Source organism: Rhodococcus sp. YH1 (assembly GCF_009939605.1).
Taxonomy (GTDB): Bacteria; Actinomycetota; Actinomycetes; order Mycobacteriales; family Mycobacteriaceae; genus Rhodococcus; species Rhodococcus aetherivorans.
Window position 1 is genome coordinate 1 of sequence record NZ_WVTE01000026.1, and the last position, 17,560, is coordinate 17,560.

Annotated in this window: 19 protein-coding genes; 9 read left to right on the top strand and 10 right to left on the bottom strand. The window is 68.7% G+C overall.

The window, feature by feature from the left end; all coding sequences use genetic code 11:
- The 6 genes from AIIKEEIJ_RS03025 to AIIKEEIJ_RS03045 all read right to left on the bottom strand — a co-directional run.
- On the bottom strand, window positions 1-1,373 hold a 1,373-nt coding region (locus tag AIIKEEIJ_RS03025; RefSeq protein WP_238406182.1), incomplete at its 3' end, for a serine/threonine-protein kinase.
- 243 nt (window positions 1,374-1,616) lie between these two features.
- Window positions 1,617-3,104, bottom strand: coding sequence for a flavin-containing monooxygenase (locus AIIKEEIJ_RS03030; protein ID WP_029546298.1), 1,488 nt, complete (start codon window positions 3,102-3,104; stop codon window positions 1,617-1,619).
- Between the two features lie 236 nt (window positions 3,105-3,340).
- A complete protein-coding gene (locus AIIKEEIJ_RS03035; protein ID WP_161994903.1) occupies window positions 3,341-3,814 on the bottom strand; it encodes an STAS domain-containing protein in 474 nt (157 codons plus the stop codon).
- A gap of 182 nt (window positions 3,815-3,996) precedes the next feature.
- Window positions 3,997-5,223 carry a glycosyltransferase gene (locus tag AIIKEEIJ_RS03040; RefSeq protein WP_161994904.1) on the bottom strand — a complete coding sequence of 409 codons (1,227 nt, stop codon included), beginning with the start codon at window positions 5,221-5,223 and terminating at the stop codon, window positions 3,997-3,999.
- Window positions 5,220-5,408: a hypothetical protein gene (locus AIIKEEIJ_RS32490; RefSeq protein ID WP_202916507.1), complete on the bottom strand. Its 189-nt coding sequence runs from the start codon at window positions 5,406-5,408 to the stop codon at window positions 5,220-5,222. The genes AIIKEEIJ_RS03040 and AIIKEEIJ_RS32490 overlap by 4 nt, the downstream gene beginning before the upstream one ends.
- A 262-nt stretch (window positions 5,409-5,670) precedes the next feature.
- Window positions 5,671-6,030 (bottom strand): glycoside hydrolase family 15 protein, encoded by a 360-nt coding sequence (locus AIIKEEIJ_RS03045; RefSeq protein ID WP_238406183.1) that lies wholly within the window; start codon window positions 6,028-6,030, stop codon window positions 5,671-5,673.
- A 15-nt stretch (window positions 6,031-6,045) separates the two neighbouring features.
- Between AIIKEEIJ_RS03045 and AIIKEEIJ_RS03050 the strand changes: the two genes are divergently transcribed.
- A complete protein-coding gene (locus AIIKEEIJ_RS03050; RefSeq protein WP_161994905.1) occupies window positions 6,046-6,459 on the top strand; it encodes a DUF1232 domain-containing protein in 414 nt (137 codons plus the stop codon).
- Window positions 6,460-6,714: 255 nt separating this feature from the next.
- Here the strand turns inward: AIIKEEIJ_RS03050 and AIIKEEIJ_RS03055 are convergent, their stop codons facing one another.
- Both AIIKEEIJ_RS03055 and AIIKEEIJ_RS33905 read right to left on the bottom strand, forming a co-directional pair.
- Window positions 6,715-7,293: a dihydrofolate reductase family protein gene (locus tag AIIKEEIJ_RS03055; RefSeq protein WP_161994906.1), complete on the bottom strand. Its 579-nt coding sequence runs from the start codon at window positions 7,291-7,293 to the stop codon at window positions 6,715-6,717.
- Window positions 7,294-7,467: 174 nt separating this feature from the next.
- On the bottom strand, window positions 7,468-8,283 hold the full coding sequence (locus tag AIIKEEIJ_RS33905; protein ID WP_338020896.1) for a GlxA family transcriptional regulator: 816 nt from the start codon (window positions 8,281-8,283) through the stop codon (window positions 7,468-7,470).
- Window positions 8,284-8,386: 103 nt separating this feature from the next.
- Between AIIKEEIJ_RS33905 and AIIKEEIJ_RS33910 the strand changes: the two genes are divergently transcribed.
- The 7 genes from AIIKEEIJ_RS33910 (at window position 8,387) to AIIKEEIJ_RS03095 (ending at window position 14,319) form a co-directional block, all read left to right on the top strand.
- Entirely contained in the window at window positions 8,387-8,725 is a 339-nt protein-coding gene (locus AIIKEEIJ_RS33910; protein WP_338020897.1) for a hypothetical protein, read from the top strand.
- 129 nt (window positions 8,726-8,854) lie between these two features.
- Window positions 8,855-9,238 (top strand): hypothetical protein, encoded by a 384-nt coding sequence (locus AIIKEEIJ_RS03070; RefSeq protein ID WP_202916508.1) that lies wholly within the window; start codon window positions 8,855-8,857, stop codon window positions 9,236-9,238.
- Window positions 9,235-10,464 carry an NRAMP family divalent metal transporter gene (locus AIIKEEIJ_RS03075; RefSeq protein WP_006931763.1) on the top strand — a complete coding sequence of 410 codons (1,230 nt, stop codon included), beginning with the start codon at window positions 9,235-9,237 and terminating at the stop codon, window positions 10,462-10,464. The genes AIIKEEIJ_RS03070 and AIIKEEIJ_RS03075 overlap by 4 nt, the downstream gene beginning before the upstream one ends.
- Window positions 10,461-10,868: a hypothetical protein gene (locus tag AIIKEEIJ_RS03080; RefSeq protein ID WP_161994907.1), complete on the top strand. Its 408-nt coding sequence runs from the start codon at window positions 10,461-10,463 to the stop codon at window positions 10,866-10,868. The genes AIIKEEIJ_RS03075 and AIIKEEIJ_RS03080 overlap by 4 nt, the downstream gene beginning before the upstream one ends.
- Window positions 10,855-11,196 carry a hypothetical protein gene (locus AIIKEEIJ_RS03085; RefSeq protein WP_006931767.1) on the top strand — a complete coding sequence of 114 codons (342 nt, stop codon included), beginning with the start codon at window positions 10,855-10,857 and terminating at the stop codon, window positions 11,194-11,196. The genes AIIKEEIJ_RS03080 and AIIKEEIJ_RS03085 overlap by 14 nt, the downstream gene beginning before the upstream one ends.
- 169 nt (window positions 11,197-11,365) lie before the next feature.
- Window positions 11,366-13,834, top strand: a complete 2,469-nt coding sequence (locus AIIKEEIJ_RS03090; RefSeq protein WP_161994908.1) for a molybdopterin-dependent oxidoreductase — start codon at window positions 11,366-11,368, stop codon at window positions 13,832-13,834.
- Entirely contained in the window at window positions 13,831-14,319 is a 489-nt protein-coding gene (locus tag AIIKEEIJ_RS03095) for a hypothetical protein (protein WP_161994909.1), read from the top strand. Before AIIKEEIJ_RS03090 ends, AIIKEEIJ_RS03095 begins: the two co-directional genes overlap by 4 nt.
- A 55-nt stretch (window positions 14,320-14,374) precedes the next feature.
- Here the strand turns inward: AIIKEEIJ_RS03095 and AIIKEEIJ_RS03100 are convergent, their stop codons facing one another.
- Both AIIKEEIJ_RS03100 and AIIKEEIJ_RS03105 read right to left on the bottom strand, forming a co-directional pair.
- Window positions 14,375-15,562 carry a flavin reductase gene (locus AIIKEEIJ_RS03100; RefSeq protein WP_161994910.1) on the bottom strand — a complete coding sequence of 396 codons (1,188 nt, stop codon included), beginning with the start codon at window positions 15,560-15,562 and terminating at the stop codon, window positions 14,375-14,377.
- Window positions 15,563-15,622: 60 nt separating this feature from the next.
- On the bottom strand, window positions 15,623-17,053 hold the full coding sequence (locus tag AIIKEEIJ_RS03105; RefSeq protein ID WP_044475636.1) for an MFS transporter: 1,431 nt from the start codon (window positions 17,051-17,053) through the stop codon (window positions 15,623-15,625).
- A 165-nt stretch (window positions 17,054-17,218) separates the two neighbouring features.
- Here AIIKEEIJ_RS03105 and AIIKEEIJ_RS03110 point away from each other — a divergent pair, with 165 nt between their 5' ends.
- Window positions 17,219-17,476 (top strand): hypothetical protein, encoded by a 258-nt coding sequence (locus tag AIIKEEIJ_RS03110; protein WP_238406184.1) that lies wholly within the window; start codon window positions 17,219-17,221, stop codon window positions 17,474-17,476.
- Window positions 17,477-17,560 lie beyond the last annotated feature (84 nt).

The following is a 17,560-nucleotide window of genomic DNA, read 5'->3' on the forward strand; positions in this document are numbered from 1 at the left end:
CAGCACGGCCCGTCCGGTGGCGGGGTGTGCTCGTAGCCGGGGTAGCAGGGCAGTACCTGCGGCGCGGGCGCCGGCGGTGCCGGGGCTGGTGCGGGGGGTGAGCCGGCCGGAAGGCAGGGTCCGTCCGGTGGCGGGGTGTGCTCGTAGCCGGGGTAGCAGGGCAGTACCTGCGGCGCGGGCGCCGGCGGTGCCGGGGCTGGTGCGGGTGGTGAGCCGGCCGGAAGGCAGGGTCCGTCCGGTGGCGGGGTGTGCTCGTAGCCGGGGTAGCAGGGCAGTACCTGCGGCGCGGGCGCCGGCGGTGGCGGTGCAGGTGGCGGTGCCGGTGCCGGTGGCGGTGCGGATCGGGGTGTGGGTGCCGGTGGGGCCGCCTCCCGAAGCGGAGGAGCCTCGGCGGCCGGAGCTTCCGTCCGAGGTGTCGCTGGTTCCGGCGGCACCTCGTCCGCACCTGTCGGGGTGGTCGGTGGCGACGGTGTCGGCGCGGCCGGCCGCGCCGCGATCGGGAGCGGAGCGGGGTCGGCGCCCTCGGACGAGGGCGATATCGCGCCGAGTGCCATGCTGCCGACGACGAAAACGGCGATGATCGCCGCCAGCGCGAGGCCTGCGACCAGGATGCGCCGGCTCCAGTCGACCGGAACGATCGTGGTCGAGGCCCTGTGGGCGGGTCGCTGCGATGTTGCCGCGGTGCGCGCGGCAGCGGCCAGCTCGCCCACCGATCCGTAACGCCGCGCGGGTTCGGCTGCCGTTCCGCGGGCGATCACGTCGACCATACCGGCGGGCAGGGTCGAGAGCACCGACGACGATTGCGGTGGCAACGTCGGTCCGCTCGACGACTGGAAGAGTCGGCCGGTGAGGCATTCGTACAGCACGGTGGTCAGGCCGTAGACGCCCGACGCCGCGCCGGGATGTGGGGGGAACCCCACATCGGTGAGGCAGATCAGCCCATCGTCCTGCACGAGGACGTTCGCCGACGTCACCTCCTGCTCGACCAGTCCGGCCGCGTGCACGGCCTCGAGGGCCGACGCCAGCTGCTCGACGACGTCGACCGCGCGCGGCACCTCCATTGCGCCGGTGGCCCGGAGCATCGCCTGCAGGCTCGTGCCCTGGACGATCGTCGTTGCGAGGAAGAGCCGGCTGCCGATCTGCCCGAAGTCGTGGATCGGAACCACATGCGGGTTCCGGATGCGCGCTGCGATCTCGGCTTCCCGTTCGAAACGAGCGCGGTAGTCGTCGTCCTCGGTCGCCTCCGGCGGCAGCGCCCGCACGGCGACGTGCCGATGCGTGATCGTGTCGAACGCGGCCCACACCTCGCCGGTCGCATCCACCGACAGTGGACGGTCCAGGCGATACCTGCCGAACAGGGCACCAACTTGCATATGTCACTCTCCGCCCCTGGAAATTGCCGCGGTTGCGGAACTGTGCGCCGGGGAGGGGAGGGTCGACCGCCTCCTCCACCGGCAGTCTATGCGGCGGATCCGGATGGTGTCGCGCTCGGCTGGGAACCGCCCACCTACGCTGCTACTTTCGATCGGGCGGGCAGCGAGATTCCTCGCGGATACGCGGACATACGCATCCGCGGAAGCGGGCCCCGGGATGCTCGGAGATTCCGTACGGGGACCTCAGGCGGCCGGCTGCTTCGCTGTCGGGACCGCTGCCCGCGAGAAGCGCATGGCGCCGTCCTCGAGGCCGCCGCGGCGCATCATCACCAGGTCGCGGACGTAGTTCTGGAACAGTCGCCACGGAGCCGCGGGGCCCTGCTTGGGGAGCGAATCGATGCTGCGCAGTACGTACCCGGACGCCAGATCGACCAGCGGTGACGCGGCCGTTGTGGAGGCGGGAGCGGTCGGGGTGCAGTAGGCGTACCCGCGCGCGTCCATGTGCCGCAGCAGGCGGCACACGTATCCGGCGACGAGGTCGGCCTTCAATGTCCAGGACGCGTTGGTGTATCCCACGGTGAACGCCAGGTTGGGGACACCGGAGAGCATCATCCCCTTGTACGCCAGCGTCTTTCCCATCTCCACGTCGCGACCGTCGACGCGTACGGCCATCCCGCCGAGCAGGAGCAGGTTCAGCCCCGTCGCGGTGACGACCACGTCGGCCTCGAGTTCCTGACCCGAGGCGAGCCGGATTCCGTTCTCCGTGAACGTGCCGATCGTGTCGGTCACGACCGTCGCCCGGCCCTCGCGCAGGGCCTTGAACAGGTCGCCGTCGGGAACGAAACACACCCGCTGGTCCCACGGGTCGTACCGCGGCCGGAAATGGACATCCACCTCGTAGTCCGCGGGCAGGTGGCTCAGCACGCCCTTGCGCAGCAGCCTCTTGACCAGAGCCGGCCGGCGCCGGCTCAACTGGAAGAAGGCCATGCTGCCCAGCACGTTGGCCCAGCGGACGATCGGATAGGCGATCTTCGACGGCACCCGGCCGAGCAGCGCACCGGCGACGGGGTCGATCGAAGGCCGTGACATGACGTAGCTCGGGGAGCGCTGCAGCATCGTCACGTGTGCGGCCGACTCCGCGAGCGCCGGGACGAGGGTCACCGCGGTGGCGCCGCTGCCGATGACGACAACGCGCTTGCCGGTGCAGTCCAGGTCCTCGGGCCAGTGCTGCGGATGCACGAGCGTGCCGGTGAACCGTTCGACGCCGGGCAGTTCGGGGGTGAATCCCTCGTCGTAGCGGTAGTAGCCCGAGTTGACGAACAGGAAGCCGCACGTGAGACGAATGCGCTCGCCGGTGTCGGTGCGCTCGGCCGTCACGGTCCAGCGGGCCTCGGGCGTGGACCACTCGGCGCGGACCACACGATGGTGGAACCGGACCTTCTCGTCGATGCCGCGGGTCCGCGCGGTGCGACGGACGTAGTCGCGGATGGACGGGCCGTCGGCGAAGGTTTCTGGTTCGGTCCAGGGCTGGAACGAGTACCCCAGGGTGAACATGTCGGAGTCGGAGCGGATGCCCGGGTAGCGGAACAGGTCCCAGGTGCCTCCGATGGCGTCGCGCGCCTCGAGGACGGTGTAGCTCTTGTCCGGGCATTCGTCCTGCAGATGGCAGGCCGCGCCGATCCCGGAGAGTCCGGCGCCGACGATCAGGACGTCGACGTGCTCGTCGTGCATCGCGCTTCTCCGTTCCCCGAGGTCTCGGCGACCGAGGTGGGTGACGCAGAACACTATCAACGGGCGGGCGATCGGCCAACGGCCTCGGCGCGGACAGCACACGCCCGCGCACGACGCACCGCACACGGCCGTCCGGAAGGTGTGAAGTCAGCGGCGGCGCCGCAGCGCCCCCTGCAACGCTGCGGTGCCACCGATGCCTGCTGCCAGCACGAACAGCAGCAGGACGACATTGGCGGTCACGGCTGCACCCGCCGTGCCGCGGTCCGGAGGTCGCACCCGCGGTGTGCCGCCTCGAATGCCGGACCGAAGGTGTCGAAGCACGCGATCCGGTCCTCGAATCCCGCGTCCCGTACCGCGCGCTGCACCGCCGCACCGCCGGCGACGGTGATGTTCGCGCCCCGCTCGCGGAGCAGCGACTCGGCCCGCTCGAGCAGTGCCGCGGTGTCGCACTCGACGGCGGTGACCTGCAACAGGTCCAGTACCACGCCTCGACCCCGCACGACGGCCTCGCGCAGGACCGAGTGCAGCACCGGCGCGGCGCCCTCGTCGACGCTCCCTGACACCTGCACCACGACGGGACCGCCCGGCGGTTCGTCGACGTCGATGCAGACCCGGGTCCCGTCGCCGGAGAAGTCGTCGAACAGCGCGGTGTCGAGCAGCGACGACGAATACCGGTGCGGTGCGTCCAGGATGGAGCGCAGATAGACCATGGCTGTTCCTCCGATGATTCCGACTGCTGGAGCAGCGCCCGGTCGGGGGACAGGGGAGCGCAGCAATCGCCTCCACGAGACGAGAACCGGCTGCTTCTCAACCTTGTTCGCAACAGTAACGTCTCGGCCCTGTGCCCGGCGGCCGAATCTGTGAAATTTCCGTGAAGATCCCGGGAGTTCCTTCAGCGCGCTCCGGAGCGCGTGGACCGCACCGCCTGCCGCGGTTCCGGCACGCACCGCTCATAGGTGCGCACGGCGTCGGCGGCGGACCGGTCCCACGAGTAGCGGGTGCTCGCCCGGTCGTGGCCGGCGAGACCGAAGGCGGTGCGCTGGACGTCGTCGGTGAGCAGGCCGTGCAGGGCCGCAGCGACGGCCTCGGATGCGTGCGGGGGCACCAGCGTGCCCGTCACCCCGTCGACGACCGTGTCGAGCAGGCCGCCGACGGCGGTCGCGACGACGGGCCGCCCGCAGGCCATCGCCTCCAGCGGCACGATGCCGAGCGGTTCGTACCAGGGAGTGCACACCACCACGTCCGCCGACCGCAGCAGCGCGGGCATGTCCTTCCGGGGCACGGGCCCGGTCATCCGCACCCGGTCCCGCACACCGTGCTGTTCGGCGACGGCGCGCAGGCGGGCGGCCTCGGCATCGTCGGCGAGGTCGCCGTCCACCGGTCCGCCGGCGATCACCAGTTCCGTGTCGGGGAGCAGGGCCAGGGCCCGGATCGCGACGTCGAAGCCCATGCGCGGCACGAGGGGGCCCACGGTGACGATGCGGTGCCCGGCCCCGCGCGCCCGATCCCCGGGGCCGGTGGGCGTGAAGAGCTCGAGGTTCACGCCGCAGGGCACGACGGACGTGCGGGTGCGGGGCAGACCCAGCGTGGCGAGCTCGAACACCTCTTCCGAGCAGGTGGCGGCCACCCGGCTCGCGCCCAGGGCCAGGAGCCGCTCGACGCGGATCCGGCTCGACGGGCCGGCGTCCGCGCTGCCCTGGTGCCGGCGCTCGACCACGCCCAGGGTGTGGAAGGTCTGCACCGTGGGCACCCGGGCGTTGCGGGCGGCGAGCTGGGTCGCGATGCCCGACATCCAGAAGTGGGCGTGGGCGACGTCGGGCCGGTCCTTCGTCCATGCGCGTTCGAGGAAGGTGCCGAACTCGCCCATCCGCGGGAGGAGCTCGTCCGCCGGCAGGCGGGTGGGTGGCCCGGCGGGGACGTGGACCACCTCGTACCCCTCTTCGGTCCGGGCTCGTTCGGGAAGATCGGGGTCGTCGCGACGGGTGTAGACGGTGACGTCGTGTCCCGCCCGCACCAGCGCCGCCGACAGTTCGGCGACGTGCACGTCCCGGCCGCCGGAGTCTGCGTCGCCCGGGGCCGCCAGGAGGCGTGCGTGCTCGGACACCATCGCAATCTTCATGGCCCTTCCCTCCTGCGGGTTGCCGCGCTCGTCACCTCGTCGATCAGCGCGTACCGCCCGCAGCGGCCCCGCGCCCACGGCCCGCCGTCGAGGAGGGACGGCAACGGGTCCTGGGACCCCTGAACGTGTGAGGGCGTCCACGAGCCGTGGATCTGCCACGGAAGCACGTTCGGTGGGTGCGCCATGGGCACAGGGTTACCGATTCTGCGGCGGGTAAAACCGAGGAGGCGGAATCGTCTCGGACGCACGCGTGCCTCGATCCGGCGAACGTTCACCGATGCCGGACCCCGGAGGCGTGGGTGGAGATGTCCGCCTCCGCTGCGCGACGGCACGGCGATGTTCGCGCCGATCCGCCACCCTCGCCACCGGCACTCAGACCTTGTGGCCGCCGCTGTGGGCGCGAGGTGGCCGGCCGGTGGCCGCACCCGGACCGGCGGCTGCGGGTGGTCACCGCGAGGTGGGGCGGTGGGTATGGACGGCGTGGCCGGCGATGTGGCGCGCGGTGTTGACCAGCGCCACGTGGCTGAAGGCCTGGGGCACATTGCCGAGCTGCCGACGGGCGTGCGGGTGATACTCCTCGGCGAGCAGCCCGACGTCGTTGCGCACCGACAGCAACCGCTCGAACAGGGCGTGGGCGTCGCGAGTGCGGCCGGCGCCGTACAGGGTGTCCGCGAGCCAGAAGCTGCAGGCCAGGAACGCGCCTTCCGGTTCGGCGATGCCGTCGACGTGGTCGAGCTCCGGTCGGTACCGCAGCAGGAAGCCGTCCCGGCTGAGCTCACGCTCGACGCTGACAACGGATCGTCGCACCGTCAGGCTGTAGAGATGACCGACACCTGGTGGCTGCTCCCCGTTGCCGTGCTCGGAGGCCTGATGCTGGTGTGGCTGAGCCTGGTGATGATGTTGTGGGTCGGCAAACTCGACGAGGTGGGGATCCAGGAGATGGCGCGACTGCTTCCCGACGTGGGTCGCTTGATGCGGCGACTGGCCGCCGACCCCGGTCTACCCCGCGGAGTACGGATACGGCTGCTGCTGGCGCTGGGATACCTGTTGCTGCCGTTCGACCTGGTCCCGGACTTCGTTCCCATCCTCGGCTACGCGGACGATGCGGTGATCGTCGCGCTCGCATTGCGATCGGTCATCCGCCGGGCAGGAGCGGGTGCCCTGGAAAAGCACTGGCCGGGAACTGCGGACGGGCTCGCGGTCGTGCGCCGCCTGGTCGGGATTCGCTCAGCGTGAATCACATGTCCGGGCGACATCGAGGACGCCACGAGGTGCGTACGGGGGACGTTCCTCGCGGACGGGCGCGACGTCGTCCATCGAAGACGGTAGAGCCCGTTACCTCAGGAGATAAACTGCGGGACAGCGACATTCGCGCACGATCGGTTGGGATCCCCGCCGGTTCCGAAAAATGTGAACAACCGAAATCAGCCATCACGTTCGACCGGAGCTCATTGGCGGTACCCCTCGGTGGGCGCGTGGACCGATTCAACCTCAGACGTGCAGGGTGGGACGGTAGATGAGCTCTTGGATGTGGCCGTCGAGCGTCCGGCTCTCGATCAGCTCGAGGTCGAAATCGGCCGCACCTCGGAAGATCGGGTCCAGTCCGGTTCGACCGGTGATCACCGGGAAAAGGGTCATCTGGATGCGGTCGACCAGACCCGCGGCCATCAGCGCCCGGTTCATCGACAGGCTGCCGTGCGAGCGCAACGGCACCGTGGACTCCTCCTTGAGCCGGGCTACGACGTCGACGGCGTCGCCGCTCACGACGGTCGCGTCCGGCCAGTCGAGCGGTTCTTCCAGGGTGGTCGACACCACAGTTGCCGGCAAGTTCCTCATCCGCGTGACCCATGGGTCACGCACTTCGGACTCCTCGGTGCTCGCGGCCAGCATCCGCGCGAATGCCCGGTACGTGTTCGCTCCGAACACCATCCGCTGCTGCTTGCCGTACAACGCGAGGCGGTGGCCGAGCAACTCCGGGCCTTGCTTGCCCCAATAGCCGCTCCAGTTGCCGCCGGCGGTGCCGAAGCCGTCGAGGCTGGAGAAGACGTCGAAGGTATAGGTGGAGGTCATGATTCTCTCCTCGAGTGCGGTTGATCCGGTACAGGAGACAGACCGGGAACCACGGCGAGACTCATCGTCGTGGGACTGCTGGGGTCGACCGCCTGGATGCAGGTCCCGGCCCGGGCAGGGGACGGTAGAGGTAAGTTCGGCGCCGAGATCGATTCGGTGGTCATGGCGTGCTTTTCAGCCGAGGCTGGACGGAGCCGATCGCGTGCCGGGTGCGGTCACCCCGGCGTGGTGGGTGTGGTGCAGCGTGGTCGGGGAGACGCCGAATCGGGTGACGAACGCTTGCCGGAGGGTTTCGCCGGAGCTGAAGCCGCACCGGCGGGCGATCTGCGACAGCGGCAGGTCGGTGGTGGTCAGCAGGTCGGCTGCGATCTCGAGCCGGATCCGGCGAACGGCTGCGGCGGGCGGTTCGCCGACGTGGCGGTGGAACAACCGGGGGAGCTGGCGGACGCTGACCCCGGCGTGGTCGGCGAGAGTTGCCGCGGTCAAATCGGCCCCCGGGTGCGCGACGATGTGGTCGAGCAACCGGCGTACCAAGGCGTGATCGGGACGCGGCGCGGCAGTGAATATGCTCATCTGCGCTTGGTTTCCCGGTCGCTGCAGGTAGGTGGCCATCCCCATGGCCACCCGGCGGGCCAGTTCGGCGCCGTGGTCTTCCTCGATGTAGGCCAGGGTCAGATCCAGCGAGGCCGTTACCCCACCCGAGGTGGCGATCGGACCGTCGCGGATGAAGATCGGGGCCGCGTCGACCGTCACCGCCGGGTAGCGGACGGCAAGTTCGTCGGCGTACCGCCAGTGGGTGGTGGTCCGGCGCCCGTGCAGCCGGCCGGTCTCGGCGAGCACGGTCGCGCCGGTGCATACCGATCCGATCCGGGTGGTTTGTTGCGCCAGCCGGCGCAGGTGCCGGATGAGGGCGGTGTTACCGGTGTCGGTGTCGGCGAGGGCATCGAGCCGAGCCTGGACCCCGCGCCATGACCGACGGACTCTGAGCACGGCGGTGATCGGGGACGTTCGAGCGCTGGGCGCAGGGTTGGAGCGCTCCTACCCTGTGTACCTGCGCGGTAGGTTGAAATTCCGCGTCGGTCAGATCGTGTACGTGGCGTTCTCCCTCGACGAGAGCGTGATGGGTTTGGCCTTCCCGAAGGAGGAGCGGGCGGCGCTGGTCGCGGGCGATCCACGCAAGTTCCAAATGCCATCGGCGTCGGAACTGCGCTTCAACTGGGTCCACGCAGATCTTGCGTCACTGGAACCCACCGAGGCCCGCGAGCTCGTCGTCGACGCGTGGCGCATGGTCGTCCCCCACACCCCTTTCCGAGGCTCGGGGCCCCTCTCCGATTCGGCAAGTCGAGCATTTCAACGCGCCGGGCTGGGACCATGCTTCCGGAAGGAGACCGGAATCGGACCCGAGGCATCGTCCGGGGGCTCTACCGTGTGATTGATGAGGAAGGCGAGGTATTCGGCGCTGCATCTGTGGTGTCCTTCCCGGCCGTGTGTGGGTGGTGTTGTGCCGCGCTCGGTGGCGGCGTTGGCGGCGGTGGCAGTTGCGACGGCTGGGTGTGCGTCGATGCGCGGGGGTGTGGAGGGTGATTTCGGGCGGGCGGCTCTCCAGATCGGGTCGGCGGCGGCGTCGAGCCGGCTGAGCCTGACGATGTTCGCGGACGGACGGAATACGGTAGCGGCGACCGACACCGCACTGGGCGACATGCTCGAGGAGGTCGATCAGGCGGCTTCCTCGACGGCGGATCGGGCAGTCGAGTCCTCCGACCAGGCGCACATCCGTGCCGAGGTACTGCAGTGGGCTGAAATCGTGCTGGATGACATCGTCCGGGGCCGGGACATCGTCGCCGGCATCGGCCCTGCGACGGAGTTGCCCGCCCTCGCAACCGCGCTCGGGGAGGCGGGGAATCGACTCCAGGCCCTCGGCGAGGAACTCGAGGGTGCAGGATGAGAGGGATTTTTGCGGTCGCCCTGGGCATTCTCACCGCTATCGGCGGGTTTCTCGATATCGGGGATCTGGTCACCAACGCGGTCGTCGGATCCCGGTTCGGGTTGTCCTTGGCCTGGGTGGTGCCGGTCGGGGTGCTGGGGATCTGTGTGTTCGCGCAGATGTCCGGGCGAGTAGCCGCAGTCAGTGGCCGGGCCACGTTCGAGATCATCCGCGAACGTCTCGGACCGCGGATGGCGGTGGCGAACCTCGGAGCCTCGTTTCTGATCAACCTGCTGACCCTGACTGCCGAGGTCGGTGGTGTCGCGTTGGCGCTGCAGTTGGCGAGCAGCGTGAACCCGAAGCTATGGATTCCGGTGGCGGCGCTGGCCGTGTGGTTGGTGATCTGGCGGGTGAAGTTCTCGGTGATGGAGGACGTGACCGGCCTCGTGGGACTGTGCCTGATCATGTTCGCGGTGGCGGTCTTTCTTCTCGGTCCGGACTGGGGGACGCTCGCCGACCAGGCTTTCACCCCGTCCCTCGACCAGGGTGAAACTGTCGGCGCCTACTGGTATTACGCGATCGCGTTGTTCGGTGCCGCGATGACACCGTATGAGGTGTTCTTTTTCTCCTCGGGTGCGGTGGAGGAGAAATGGACGGTGCAGGATCTGGCGACCTCCCGGCTCAACGTCCTCGTCGGGTTCCCGCTCGGCGGCATCTTGTCGGTCGCGATCGCGGCATTGTCGGCGACGGTGTTCCTTCCCGGAGGAGTCGAGGTGGTGAGCCTGTCGCAGGTCGTCGTCCCGGTCGCGGAGGCGGGCGGCAAGCTGGCGGTAGCGGTGATCCTCGTCGGGATCGTGGCGGCGACGTTCGGTGCCGCGCTCGAGACCACGCTGTCCGGGGGGTACACCTTGGCGCAGTTCCTGGGGTGGTCGTGGGGAAAATTCCGCCGGCCCGCCGAAGCAGCCCGGTTCCACCTGACCATGCTGGTGTTGCTGATCGTTGCGGTGGGTGTGCTCATGACCGGGGTGGATCCGATTCTGGTCACCGAGTATTCGGTGGTGTTCTCCGCGATCGCGTTGCCATTGACGTATCTTCCGGTGCTGATCATCTCCAATGACCCGCAGTACATGGGTGAGCATGTCACCGGGCCGGTGATCAACGCGATCGGCACGCTGTATCTGGTCGTTATCGTCGCCGCCTCGGCGGCGGCGATACCGTTGATGATTCTCACGGGAGCTGGGCAATGACGACGACACCTGAACCCGCCGAGGCGCCGGTCACGCACAGCGGTCGTCTGATCGATGCCCGGCTGCATCTGCTGGATCGACAGATTCTCGACTGCAACGAGGTGCCTGTCGCGACTGTCGATGACATCGAACTGGCCGGCATGGAGTTCGGATCTGCGCTCGATCCGGCGGCGCCGCCGCGGATCGACGCGATCCTCACCGGTTCCACATTGGCGACTCGAATCTTCGGGGGACGACCACCGCGGGCGCGATTGCAGCGCATCCACTGGTCCGATGTCCTCACCGTGGGTGTCACCGTCGGACTGCGGGTCCGCTCGGAATCATTGGACGCGACCTGGACCGAACGCTGGGTACGCGATCACATCATCGGGCACATCCCGGGAGGTCGGCATGCTCCTGAGTGATCTGCTGGACCTGCCCGTTCATGACCAGGACGACCGCCGGATCGGATGGATCATCGACCTCCGTTTCCGGATCCTCGACACCTCCGCCGCCGACGAGACGATTGCTCGCCCTCAGCTGATGGGGGTACTGGTCAGTCCTCGGCGCCGCAGTTCCTACCTCGGATTCGAACGGGCCGACGTACGCTCCCCCCGTCTGCTGGCCGGGTGGATCCGGTGGCGTCACCGCGACACCTACCTGGTCCCTTGGACCGATGTGGAGCAGGTACAGACCAGTGCCCTCACCCTGCGCCGCGGATACCGACGACGACCACCACAGCTGAACCCATAGATCACTGATCCCGACGGGGTGGGGTCCGCGCTGTCGGCAACCGTCGACGATAGAACATCCGGCCGGCGAACGCGGCCGTTCACGTCGAGCACACTGCCCCGGTACGGCACATGGGCAGGTGCAGCCCATGGCATGTTTGGTCCGTTGCCCGGTGGGTAGCGCCATCGGTATGACGCGCACAGACCGGACCCGGCAGCCGTGGGGCTCCCGCACGCCCTACGGCCCCGGCGAGCCGTGGCCGACCCGGGTCGACATTTACCTCGCCGAGGGGGTGGGCGAGGACGACGTCGACGCCTGGGTGCAGTCGGCGACGATCCTGCACTCGAACGGCGACGGGCTGGACATCGCCGTCAAGGACGGGCGCATCGTCGGTGTCCGTGGCCGGGCGGTGGACCGGGTCAACCACGGTCGCCTCGGTCCGAAGGATCTGTTCGGCTGGCAGGCGAATCATTCACCGGACCGGCTGACCACGCCGCTGATCCGGCGAGCCGGCACGCTCGTGGCGACCGACTGGGACACGGCGATGGAGGACGTCGCCGGGCGCACCAGGGCGCTGCTGAGCGAACGCGGCCCGAGTTCGATCGGCTTCTACACCACCGGTCAGCTGTTCCTCGAGGAGTACTACACGCTGGCGCTGATCGGGCACGGCGGCATCGGCACCAACCACATGGACGGCAACACCCGGCTGTGCACGGCGACGGCGGCCGCGGCGCTGAAGGAATCCTTCGCGTGCGACGGCCAGCCCGGCTCCTACACCGACCTCGACCATGCCGACGTGATTGCCCTCTACGGCCACAACATGGCCGAGACCCAGAGCGTGCTGTGGACCCGTGTGCTCGATCGGCTCGCCGGCCCGAACCCGCCGGCGATCGTCTGCGTCGACCCCCGGCGCACGCCGGTCGCCCGCGCGGCCACCGTGCACCTGGCGCCGCGGCCCGGCACCAACGTGATGCTGATGAACGGTCTGCTGCACGAGATTGTGCGCAACGGCTGGATCGACCGGGATTACATCGACGCCCACACCGTCGGCTTCGCCGAGTTGGAGAAGCAGCTCGAGGACTACTCTCCGCAGCGGGCCGCCGAGGTGTGCGACGTCCCCCTGGCGGACCTGCGGGAGGCTGCCCGCCTCCTCGGCCGCGCCGAGCGATTGCTGTCCACGGTCCTGCAGGGCTTCTACCAGTCGCATCAGGCCACCGCCGCGGCCGTGCAGGTCAACAACGTCCACCTGATCCGCGGCATGCTCGGCAAGCCTGGGTGCGGGGTGTTGCAGATGAACGGCCAGCCGACCGCACAGAACACCCGCGAATGCGGTGCCGACGGCGACCTGCCGGCGTTCCGGAACTGGGCCAACGACCAGCACATCGAGGACCTGGCACGCGTGTGGAACATCGATCCGATGCAGATCCCGCACTACACCGCCCCCACCCATCTGATGCAGATGATGCGCTACGTCGAGGACGGTTCGATCCGTTTCCTCTACGTCAACGGCACCAACCCGGCGGTGTCGTTGCCGGAACTCGGCCGCATTCGCGAGATTCTGTCCCAGGACAGGCTGTTCCTGGTGGTGCAGGACATCTTCCTGTCCGAGACGGCGCAGCTCGCCGACGTCGTCCTGCCGGCCGCCACGTGGGGCGAGAAGACGGGTACGTTCACCAATGCCGACCGGACCGTGCACCTGTCGGAGAAGGCCGTCGACCCGCCGGGGCAGGCCCGCCCCGATCTCGACATCTTCCTCGACTACGCGCACCGGGTCGGCTTGCAGGACAAGGACGGACAACCGCTGGTCAAGTGGTCCACACCGGAGGAGGCGTTCGAGGGCTGGAAGCGGTGCACGGCGGGGCGGCCGTGCGACTACACCGGGCTGTCGTACGACAAGCTCCGTGGCGGCAGCGGCATCCAATGGCCCTGCAACGACGAGCATCCCGACGGCACCGAACGCCTCTACGTCGACGGGAAGTTCTGGAGCTCACCGGAATACTGCGAGAGCTACGGCCGTGACATGGTCACCGGAGCCCCGCTCGAGCCGACCGAATACCAGGCGATGAATCCGTTCGGCAAGGCGGTGATCAAGGCAGGCGAATATCTGCCTCCGCACGAGGGGGTCTCGAAGGAGTTCCCCTACCTGCTCACCACGGGCCGGACGCTGTATCACTTCCACACCCGCACCAAGACGGGGCGCGCACCGCAGCTGCAGCACGCGGCCCCGGAGGTGTGGGTGGAAATGTCCGCTTCCGACGCGCAGCGGCACGGGTGGTCGGAGGGCGACCTGCTGCGCATCACCACCCCACGCGGCCGGGTGGAGGCGCGGTTGCGGATCAGTGGCATCCGTCCCGGCGTGCTGTTCCTGCCGTTCCACTACGGCTACTGGGACACACCCGGCGGCCACGAGCCGGGCAGCGCCGAGGGGCGGGCCGCCAACGAACTCACGATCACCGACTGGGATCCGGCGTCGAAGCAGCCGCTGTTCAAGACCGGAGCCGCCCGTGCCGAGCGCCTCCTGGCCGGCGACGGCACGCCGTCCGCCGCGCCGACGATCACCGCGTCTCAACCGGTGGTTGCCGGTATTCCGGAGACCGTGGGCGGTTCCGCGGCCACCGCGACCGAGACAGTCGTCGACATGAGTGGAGGCGCATCGTGAACAAGGTGGGTCTGGCGATCCGGGAACTGCATCGCGCCGAGAACGACCTGGCCGGGGAGCTGCTGCAGGTCGCGGACCGGCAGAAGGCCGACCACGAGATCTTCTACCTGGGGCGTGATCTCGCCCGCTGGTCCCAGCAGCACGTGCGCGACCTCGCGCGGGTCGGGCGGAACTACGGGCTCGACCTCGACGCCGAGCCCGAGGAGGGCCGCACGATCCCGGCGCGACTGCGGCAGAAGGGCAGCGAACTGCTCGGCCGGCACCACGAGCCCGGTCTGCTCCTGCTGCGCGACCTGCGCGAGATCCACCGGATGGCGGCCGGGGTCTCGCTGGACTGGGAGATCCTGGCCCAGACCGCCCAGGCCATGCAGGACCGGGAACTGCTCGCCACGGCCGAGCGCTGCCACCCCCAGACACTGCGCCAGCTGCGCTGGGCCAACGCGAAACTCAAGGAGAGCGCTGCCCAGATCATGGTCACCGGATGACCGGTATCGGCGTGGAAACCGGATGTCGACCGGTAACTCGTTCCGCTGGAACGGGTTACCGGTCGAAGCCGGTACCGCTCTCGAGGACGCCGACGACCGCCTTGGCCCGAGCGATCCATTCTCGTACTCGCGTCCCGGACACCCGTCGAGGAAGTTGCGCCAATCGCAGCGTGAGCGTGTAGTCACCTTTTCGGTCGCGAACCGGCAGTACGACCGAACCGAGGTCGTACGTTTCCGCACCGTCGAGGTCGTGCAACCGGTAGTCGACCGTCGACCTGACGACGCATTCCCGGATGCTCCGTTCCTGTGCCGGCGTCAGCCTTCCGCTCTCGTATCGGCGGGTGGCGGTGCGCATCTCCTCGTATGCGGCACCGCCCTCCCGGGGCAGGAACGACAGCAGGAACCCGTGTTCGCGGACGAAGTCGAGACGGTCCCGGTAGAGCTGTCTGCCGGACTCCTCGACGCCGCGAGCCTTGGCGATCCACCGCTCCTGATCCTCGGGAGGCAGATCGAAGACGAGTGAATCGCCGATGGGTGGCACGATCGGAACTCGCTGCGCCAGTCCGTTCTCCGGGTCGATTCCGGGAGCCGACGCGGAGAGTACGGTTGCCATCTCGTCCCGACCGACGGCCGTGTAGAGCGTGACTTCGCAACCTATTTCGTTCGCAAGGTCCCTCACGGCCGGCCGCGCGCAGTCCGCATCCTGAATCGCCGACAGAATCCGGTGCTCCATCCGGGCCATCAGCGACGTGCCGACGAAACTTCCGTAACCGCCCTGAAAGAAGATCAGCGGGGCCACCGGGTTGGTGACGGCCATGTCCGCCACAGCGCACAGGACGATCCAATGGTCGCCCGCCTCCACCGTGTCGGTGATGCGGGTGTCGATCCACGCCACCGATTCCGCCAGTACGGGGTCCCCCGACGGGGACGGGAACCAGTCGATCCCGTCGAACTTGTTCTCCCAGCGTCGTGCGACGGTGGCGACCAGTTCCTCCTGCTCGCCGCCGACGATGTTGACGCACAGCGAAGTACACTCTCGCATCTTGGCGAACGTCCTCGACGTCTTCATCGGCATGAAGGAGACGAGGGGCGGATCGAGAGACACCGAACCGAAGGTTCCGACCACCAGGGCGAGCAGTTCCCCGTCGTCCGCGCGGCCGGTCACGACAGCCACACCGGTCGGGTAGTGCCCCATCACTTCCCGGAAGAGCCCCTGGTCGACCGGGGTCGCGAAACCTGTCATGGAGGTCCTCCTGATCTCGGGGACGGTGGGATGGTGCCGGCATGCATCGAGATGCCGGGTTCAGTGCTTGACGTACTTGGACTGCAGTTTCCGGCCGAGGCTCTCGGGCCGCAGGAAGAGGATGCAGAGGAGACCGCCGACGAGAAGGATGATGCCGGTGATGGTGAATGCCTGGTGCACACCGATCGCCATGTTCGTCGCCATTTCGGTGGTCAGTTCGCTTCCTGCAGCGGGAGAGACGTAACCGGCGCGGGCCATCAGCCAGCCCACGAGCGTGGGGGAGACGATGGCACCGATCGACGCCACGCCGCCGAGCGTGGCCATGAGAATCGGTCGCTGCTTGGCGCCGACCGCATAGGCGATCGCAGAGGCGGTCATCGGGTACGCGAGGCTGCAGCCCGCGGCGAGGCACAGGAGGGCGACGGCCAGCACACCGGAGGTCGCCTGGACCAGGATGAAGCAGACTCCGGCCACCAGAGCCGCGATGCCGAACGGGACAGCGATCGCGCGATGCGCGTTGTGGCCGCGCTTCATCAACCGGTGGCCGAGGAAACCGAGCAGCAGCAACACGGCGGCTCCGAGGATCCAGGGAAAGGTGGTGACGGTGCCGACCTGAGGAAGCGACAGGCCGACGACGGTGCCGAGGTACTGGGGCAACCATGTCGTGACGAACCCCTGGACCCAGAAGTTCGAGGCGCCGCCGATCACCGCGGCGAGGAAGGTCATGCTGAGCAGGGCACGCCATACGACGACAGGCTTCTGTTCGTCCACATCGTTCGTGGCCACCTCGTCGGCGGCATCGGCCGGCTTCCGATCGGCGGTGCGGGCGGCGGCGGGGTTCTGCTTGCCGTGCCCGGCAAACGGTCCGTCACCGGCGATCAGGAGCCAGGCGACGACCCACACGAGCCCGACGATGCCGAGGACGCCGAAGGCCCAGCGCCATCCCCAGGCGACGATGACCCAGGCGAGGGCAGGCGCGGCGATGACCGGGCCCAGCGTCGAGCCGGCGGCCACCAGGTTGGACGGCAGGGCGCGACGGCGCGGTTCGAACCACGAATGGGCCGCGGTGAGGGACATCGCCGTGGCGGGACCTTCCGCGCCGCCCAGGACGATGCGGGTCACCAGCAGCACCGCGGCACCGCCACCGAGGAGCATCGGGAACTGCATGACCGCCCAGACGACGCCCATGGTGAGGATGATCCACTTGACCGAGAACCTGGCGGCGAGGAAACCCGTGACCACGGAGACCACCGCGTAGAGGAAGAAGAACGCGCTGCCGATGAAACCGAACTGCACGGCGGAGATTCCGAGATCGGGCATGGCCTTCGAGGCCACCAGGCCGAGTACGGCCTTGTCGGCGAAGGCCACGATCTGGAAGAGGACGAGCAGAGCCGTGATTATCCACGCCTTGCGGTTCATCCTGTGGAAGTCGATCCTCTTCTCCCCGGGTTCCGGGGAGACAGAGACTTCGGGCGCCACGGTCGAAGCCATGAGCAGCCACCTTTCCTAGCGAGCTGCGGATGCGGAATCCGCCAGCGAGTCGACAGTGGTTCAGAAGCTATTTCCATGCGTCCTTAGTGCGGTAGGAGGGAAACCTTTACTGTCGGTCCTCGGCTTGTTCGCCCAGAATGGAGGAGTCGAGACCGGAGGAGGAGTATGAGCACGCGCGCGTCGGAGCTGTCTCTGCGGGAGCAGGTCGGGGTGGTCCGGACCGGGTCGGTGCCGGCCGAGGACCTCGCCACGCAGGTCAGACGAGCGATCGAGCTGCGCGAACCGGAACTCGACGCCTGGGTGTGCCTGTCGTCGACGATTGCGGCAGAGGCTCGTGCCGTCGACCGGGACCCTGGCTCTGCGCCTCTGGCCGGTGTGTCCGCGGTCAAGTCCCGTGAGGTGGTGTACGACGTCGTCGCGTGATTCCTCGTCGGTGGATCAGGCGGTCAAGGCCGGTGTCACCTCCTCGGTGCCCTCGGTGACACTGTCGGCGGGCTTGTCGGTGCG